This is a genomic window from Gluconobacter sp., assembly GCF_047722525.1.
Lineage (GTDB): Bacteria > Pseudomonadota > Alphaproteobacteria > Acetobacterales > Acetobacteraceae > Gluconobacter.
On the sequence record NZ_JBDNYY010000001.1, the window covers coordinates 433,740 to 439,916 of the forward strand.

General features: G+C 56.9%; 7 protein-coding genes. All 7 read right to left on the bottom strand.

The genetic code is table 11. The features are described from left to right. Window positions 1–43: 43 nt before the first annotated feature. The 7 genes from ABF859_RS02035 to ABF859_RS02065 all read right to left on the bottom strand — a co-directional run bounded on the left by ABF859_RS02035 (window position 44) and on the right by ABF859_RS02065 (window position 5,523). Complete coding sequence (locus ABF859_RS02035; protein ID WP_415525613.1) at window positions 44–925, bottom strand: AraC family transcriptional regulator; 882 nt, start codon at window positions 923–925, stop codon at window positions 44–46. 76 nt (window positions 926–1,001) lie between these two features. Continuing rightward, the gene (locus ABF859_RS02040) at window positions 1,002–1,385 is read right to left on the bottom strand and encodes a type II toxin-antitoxin system VapC family toxin (protein ID WP_415525615.1); all 384 of its coding nucleotides are present in this window, start codon (window positions 1,383–1,385) and stop codon (window positions 1,002–1,004) included. Next, window positions 1,382–1,678 (bottom strand): type II toxin-antitoxin system Phd/YefM family antitoxin, encoded by a 297-nt coding sequence (locus tag ABF859_RS02045; protein ID WP_415525617.1) that lies wholly within the window; start codon window positions 1,676–1,678, stop codon window positions 1,382–1,384. The genes ABF859_RS02040 and ABF859_RS02045 overlap by 4 nt, the downstream gene beginning before the upstream one ends. 50 nt (window positions 1,679–1,728) lie before the next feature. Next, window positions 1,729–2,367, bottom strand: coding sequence for a tyrosine-type recombinase/integrase (locus tag ABF859_RS02050; RefSeq protein WP_415525619.1), 639 nt, complete (start codon window positions 2,365–2,367; stop codon window positions 1,729–1,731). A 453-nt stretch (window positions 2,368–2,820) separates the two neighbouring features. Then, window positions 2,821–4,176, bottom strand: coding sequence for a hypothetical protein (locus ABF859_RS02055; protein WP_415525621.1), 1,356 nt, complete (start codon window positions 4,174–4,176; stop codon window positions 2,821–2,823). A gap of 435 nt (window positions 4,177–4,611) precedes the next feature. After that, window positions 4,612–5,241 carry a Hachiman antiphage defense system protein HamA gene (locus ABF859_RS02060; protein ID WP_415525623.1) on the bottom strand — a complete coding sequence of 210 codons (630 nt, stop codon included), beginning with the start codon at window positions 5,239–5,241 and terminating at the stop codon, window positions 4,612–4,614. A gap of 60 nt (window positions 5,242–5,301) precedes the next feature. Continuing rightward, window positions 5,302–5,523, bottom strand: coding sequence for a hypothetical protein (locus ABF859_RS02065; RefSeq protein WP_415525625.1), 222 nt, complete (start codon window positions 5,521–5,523; stop codon window positions 5,302–5,304). Between the last annotated feature and the right edge of the window lie 654 nt (window positions 5,524–6,177).

Below are 6,177 nucleotides of genomic sequence, written 5' to 3' on the forward strand. Positions count from 1 at the left end.
ACCGCTTATCGCCTGGGAGGTACAGGCGGCCATTCCAGAACCTCTATCTGAGCGGCAGAAAGAGGTCTGCGATCGCTTCGTGCTCGGGCACCTCTGGAAAGAATGTGATGCGCTGGCAGTAGAGGGGGAAGTCGCGGGCTTCCTCCCCGCTTTGCGGAAGCCAGTCGCGGTAAAGATAGAGAGTCGCGTTTTCCAGATCGTCGGTATTACCTACGACCCGCAAGACGGCGCACCTCCCGCCTGGAATGGTGCTGGACATAATGCCCTCATTGCCTGCTTCGAAGACCCGTTCAGTCCCAACGCATAAATCCAGTCTGTAATCGCTCGGGCTTGTAGCCCGCGGGTCACAACGGAATATGTTGAACGTCTCGCTATTCCGCGGCACAAGCCCTACCGTTTTTCGCCATCTGATGAACCGCTGAATAGTCGTCCCGATCGTGGCGGGAGGCCCAAGATGCTCCATGATCGCCACCCGAATGGGTGACACCTCTCTAATGGTCACATCACTGGTATTGAAAATCTGTTGCATGAGCTTGTTCCTCGCATTGATGAGGGGCCCGAAGGCCGCAAGCCACGGCTCCCAATCAGGAGATTTTCGGAACGACGACGGCGACTGTCCGAACCGTTGGCGAAAAGCGCGGGCAAAAGCATCGGGGGCGTCGTAACCGGCATCCATCGCGATCTGCGTGACGCTCTGATCGTCACGATAAGCCAACCGGAACGAAGCGCACTTCATTCGGTTAAGCTGAATGTAACGATGAACTGACAGTCCGAAGGTCGCCGTGAACTGCCGGTGGAAATGAAACTTCGAGAACGCTGCGACCTTACTTAATGCTTCGAGGTTCAGCTGATCGTCGAGATGCCGGTCGATATGATCGAGCGCCCGCTTCATTCTGGCATGGTAGGTTTGGAGTGCTGGCGTCACTATCGGCTCCATCGTGGCGACAGTATCTAGACATGTGGCTGCAAAGACCGCCCGACCGATCTTGCGGTTTCTGCATTCATGAACAGCGTATTCTCTTAATGGGGTAGTGATCCATTTGCCCGTCTTCTGAAAGGAATGTGGCGTGTTCAGCTTGCGCCTGTGCCATCAGGAGATGGTCAAACGGATCACGATGATGCAGGGGCAAAGACATAAGGATCTGCAGGTGTTCGGGCTGTATTTGCAGCAGAGAGAAGCCTTCCGCAGGAATGGCTGTCAGAATATCGTTTATATCCGCATCCAGCTTTCCAATACGGATTTTGATCGCAATCTCCCATAAGGACACAATACTCACCAGAATATCGTGGGCCGGATCTGCAATGATCTCCCGTGCAGTCTCGCCCAGTCGGTCGGAGTCTGAGAGCCACCACAGCAAGGCATGCGTATCGAGCAGAACCTTCACAGGTCGCAGTCCATACTTTCAAGAATGTCCGGCGGTGTCTGATCAAAATCTTCGCTCATTCTGATCCGCCCGCGAAGAGCTCCCGGCTGACGACGGGGGCGATAGGAAGGAGCCGGCGGACGTAGTTCAGCGACAACCTGGTCGTGAGACGTCACGAGGATCGTACTGCCCTGTCTGACCTGACGCAGATACGCTGTCAGATTTCCCCGGAACTCCCGAACACCGATTTTCTGTGGGATTGGCGCGTTATCTGAGAGATGCTCGCTCATGATCTCCTCCTTGTGTGTCATCATACCATGTACACAGAAGGAGGAGGTAGAGAATTCCTGATGCCTATTCGATTTCAGAGGTCAGTGGCTTCCGACAGTGCCAGCGCGTCCTCGACGTCCACCCCAAGGTATCGGACCGTACTATCCAGTTTTGAATGACCCAGCAGAATCTGCACCGCCCGGATATTACCGGTTCGTTTGTATATCATGGCCACCTTAGTCCGGCGGAGCGAATGAGTTCCATATTCCCCGGGGATAAGTCCCACCGCCTGAACCCATTGATCCAGAAGCCGGGCGTATTGCCTTGTGCTCAGATGAGCTTTGGGGCTTAGGCCACTGGGAAAAACATATTCATTCAGGCCGCCACCTCGGTGTTCCAGCCAGGTTCGCACGCTTTCCCGGGCTGTTTCTGTAATTTCGAACTGTACAGGTCGCCGAGTTTTCTGCTGAACGACCATGGCTCGGTGACGTACCTGACCGCTGGTCACGATGTCGCCAATACGAAGGCTGACAAGATCACAGCCTCTGAGCTTACTATCGAGAGCAAGATCAAACAAAGCCTTGTCTCTGACACGCTGTTCGCTCCCCAGCCAGAACCGAATAGCCCAGACGTGCTTTTCTTTGAGCGCCCTCTTGGCGCCAACCATTTTTCCTGCGTTCCAAGGCACGGACGCTTTTAACGTAGGCGATGGAAAACGAGTTTTCTTTTCCATGATATGTCCTCCTGATCAGCTGCACATGCAGCAATCAGCAGTTTGGAGGAGGATAGTGACCGGTAACGAGAGCTATTGCAGACCGTCCGCTTTCCGGAAGCCCAAACGACGCCGCTTATGACCGAAATGAGGCGAAAGCAGTCTGTCTGCTGGCTACGCGCTAAACGGACCTACCGGTTTCGCCTCCATGTCGGTCATACAGGCGGTTTGAAAAGTTCCCGAAAGCCGACATGAATCATCCGACGCTCTGCCGGCAAAGGCGGGAAGCAAACTTGAGCCTGCATTCTACCCTGTCGAGGTTCGAATCTCACCATGCGCGCCGAAGGCTTGGTGGATCAATCTCGACGAAGCGGGTTTCCACCAAGAAATAGTCTTTCTGTAGAACGAAGTTTATGGCTGGCCCACCCAGATCCGCATCTGCGAAGCGCTCCGGTTGTTCAGACTGGCGGAGCACTACTCTTCCCAGTCGCTGTCGGCCCAGTGGTCTTCGGCGATAGATGCCTTGAATGCCTCAGCGAGGTCCTCCCCTGTCGTCAGCGACTCATCGTCGAGCCGAAAGAGGATCGACTTCACGACACGGTGCTGGTTTGTGCCCGCGGCCCGATACGCGACATCCTCGAAGAACGAGCTCTCGAACTCCTTGACCGCGCTGCCGTCGGTCCAGATGTCAGGCATGCTGGCGAACGTGAGTGAGCGGGCATGGCGCCGAATCGTCTCGGGGTCGCTGAGCGCCTTCACCCGCGACGCGAGGAAGCGTTCGAACTTGAGATCGCGGCCGGTAACCGAGCGGGCCTCGATCTGGTGCTTATTGAGGAACTCTTCCATCGAGTCGATGTGGGACTGGAAGGCGGTTCGCACGGTCGCTTCGCCTTGAGTGGAGCGCAGCGCGTCTCCGATCTCTGCGAGACGTCGTTCCCTAGCCTCCTCGTCATTGCGGACCTTGCCTTTAATCTCCTGCGCAAAGAATTGTGGCATCCACCAACCTAAGGCCGTGTCCACCGAGTATGGCCGGAACTGGATACGTCCCTTCGGCGATTCCGCCGCAAGCGGGTCCTCGCCTTCGAAGGTGAGCGGACTGCGAAGGTTGAAGCCGAAGCCCTGCGTCTTCGGGCTCGCATGGTTCACCCCTGAACTGCCTGCCAAGGCCGTAGCCAAAACCTCGCGCTGATGCACATCGAAGTTGAAGGCATCAAACGTGAAGAGCCGCTGCACCGGTGGCTTGTGGCAGAGCATTCCGGCGAGGAAGAAGTCACGCAACGTACCGATTTCGATGGCCGGCGGCTTCTCCTTTACGTCAACTGCCTTGTTGAACACGGCGGCCACGTAGTCCGACAGGGCCTCGTGTCGACCCGACAGCCGGATCATTAGCTCGTGCCGCTCGCTACCTGGATTGGCAGACCCGACGAACCAAACCGGCCGGGTCGTATGGAGAAACCGGAATAGTTTTGTGTGGAAGTGCACCGGCGCGCGATCGACGATCGCCACGGTGACGTCGCGGAATCCACTGTCGAGCAGGTCTCGACGCAGCTGTCGCATGTCTTGCCACGTCCGCGGAATCATCGCCGAGGCCTCGAGGCCGACTGCGATCTTGATACGGCAAGTCTTCCGTTTCGACTTTTTCACCTTGCAGCAAAGCGAAACCAGCGGACCGACGCTGTAGAATCCGCCGAGGATGGTGATCTCCGTAGCCGACGCAGCGGCGGCACCCAACGCCTCGTCGATCTCTTCGTAGTCGACGTCGTCCCCAAGCTCGATTAGATCAGGTCGCCCGACATAAATTGTCGACGACACCGCGCGCTTCTCGGCCATTTCTCTTCCCTTATGTTCGGTCCGCTGACGATCGGCCTATAATGCGTGGTCGGGTCATCACATTAATTGAAGTCAATCACGCCAACCAAAGATCGTCAGGTCCATAATACGTGATGTCGACCTTGTTCGCCTCGGCGCTCACCTGCGTTCGCAAGAGTCCACGGTGATTTGGGTTCAATACCGCCTGCAGTTCGCCCATCACGCTTCCATCGGGCGCAGCAACGAGCCGCTGGCCATCGAGCACCTTGAGACGCAATGCCGAACCAGCAGCAGGTACGATGCCCTCACACCATTTCACCTACGCCCAATAGCGGCGCTCGGACCAGGTCCGCTTCTCGACGGGGACGAAACCAGCGACAAACTCCTTCCACAGCACCTTCGTCTCGGCCGTAGGCCAACCAGCAAGTTGGTCGAATGCCTGCACCACATCGCTGCCTAGCCTTGTAAGTTCGTACGCAGGATATTGCCAGGATCGTTTCCGGAGAATGTAAAGAGGAGGTGTGTGACGGTCTGCGGGGCAATACCATGCTTCAACAACGCGTCGTCGATCGCATCGGCTAGCGCGTCTTCGCCAGCCTCCATCAATCGTGCGGAGATGAACTCGAGAGCATGTGCGGAGGGCAAGCCACCCTCCTTGTCTAGCCCCTCCCGCGCCTCTGTGACGACCCCGCCCGCCAAAGCCGCACGGCTCTTCGCCTCGGTTTTAAGAAAATGAAGTCGCCCAGTCGCTTGATCGCGCATTAGGCCGATCACGTCGTCACCGCGCATCGCCATGTTGCGATGATCCTTCCACCGCAGGCGTTTGATCGGCACATCATAGGGCGTTTCGCCGGTGATATATTCGGTCGCGAGGATCTCCCCGAGATCGCCGGACCGGATCGACTTAGTTGTCGGCAGCTTGTTTTCGATGAATGCTGCTGCCTTCGGGCGACCGAGCCGGCGCAGGATGCGAACGACCTGCTCTTCGGCGGCATAATGTTCCGAAACGATTGCGGCGACTGCGACGCATCCGTTCGCCGTATCTGCGGCGCATGCGGATATCACTTGCAGCGCATGCGGCCCCACATCCTCACGCGCACTGTCACACCAGTTTGGAAATCTGACTATGCATCCCCCTTAGCCACCTCATAAGAGAGTTGACCGAGGATCGCACGTAATAGCTGCTCCGACCTCGTCAATCTCCACCGTCCAGATCAGCGCACCCACATCAAAATAATAATCTAGGCGAAAGCCGTCCTCGTCGATCACCTTGGTTGCGGAGACCGTGAGATCCTCCATGCCATCGAAGTCCGCGACCGAAAAGCCTTCAATGGCGTCCAGATATTTTTGCGGAATGTAATCGTCCACGAGAAACTCGTGCGCCTCCTTCCTCGGAGAGCTTAAGCGTTACGTCGCCGAAAAGGTCGTGCTCGACATGTCCCTTTGGCTTCGCGAACCCGAGCGCCTGGGCGCCGAGCCGGCTGACAATTTTGTTCGCCATTCGCTCGCCGCGGCCATGCGGGAAAGCGGCCGTCACCAAGCCGTCCTAGGCCGAATATTCGGCGGTCCGCCAGAACAGGGTTAGATTGCCGAGCGCTGGATTGTCCCTGCTGATTTCGATCGCGTGATTTTCTCGCATTCCCATAAGAGGATACTATGGCCTCACCTCGTTTCAAGCTAGCGTCGCCAAACGTGGCAGCGTCCCGCCTTGGCCGCTGGTGCCCGTTAAATGCCCTGAGCGATAGATCTTCGCGAAAACTGTCGTTGGTGCCCTCCTCGGCGAGCAGCGTGTCCTGGTCGGTAGCCATCATGGACGCAAGTTCTGGGAATAGCTGCTGTCAGTTATTGTTCCCCCATAACCGACATTCCGTTTACCCCCCCTAAACAGCCTGTCGGCTCAGTAGAAACAGAGTAGACAGGCGGGATGCGCCTCATCTAGGACATTCAGATCATTCCAGAATGGATCGGATTGTGTTGAAAAACCCTCGCCGTGGTTGGCGATGAGGATGGCCCTGAGACCAG

Bases quoted from the DNA above. Each gene is read 5' to 3' on its own strand.
- ABF859_RS02050 (WP_415525619.1), bottom strand. From the start codon at position 2,367: ATGGAAAAGAAAACTCGTTTTCCATCGCCTACGTTAAAAGCGTCCGTG.
- ABF859_RS02045 (WP_415525617.1), bottom strand. From the start codon at position 1,678: ATGATGACACACAAGGAGGAGATCATGAGCGAGCATCTCTCAGATAAC.
- ABF859_RS02055 (WP_415525621.1), bottom strand. From the start codon at position 4,176: ATGGCCGAGAAGCGCGCGGTGTCGTCGACAATTTATGTCGGGCGACCT.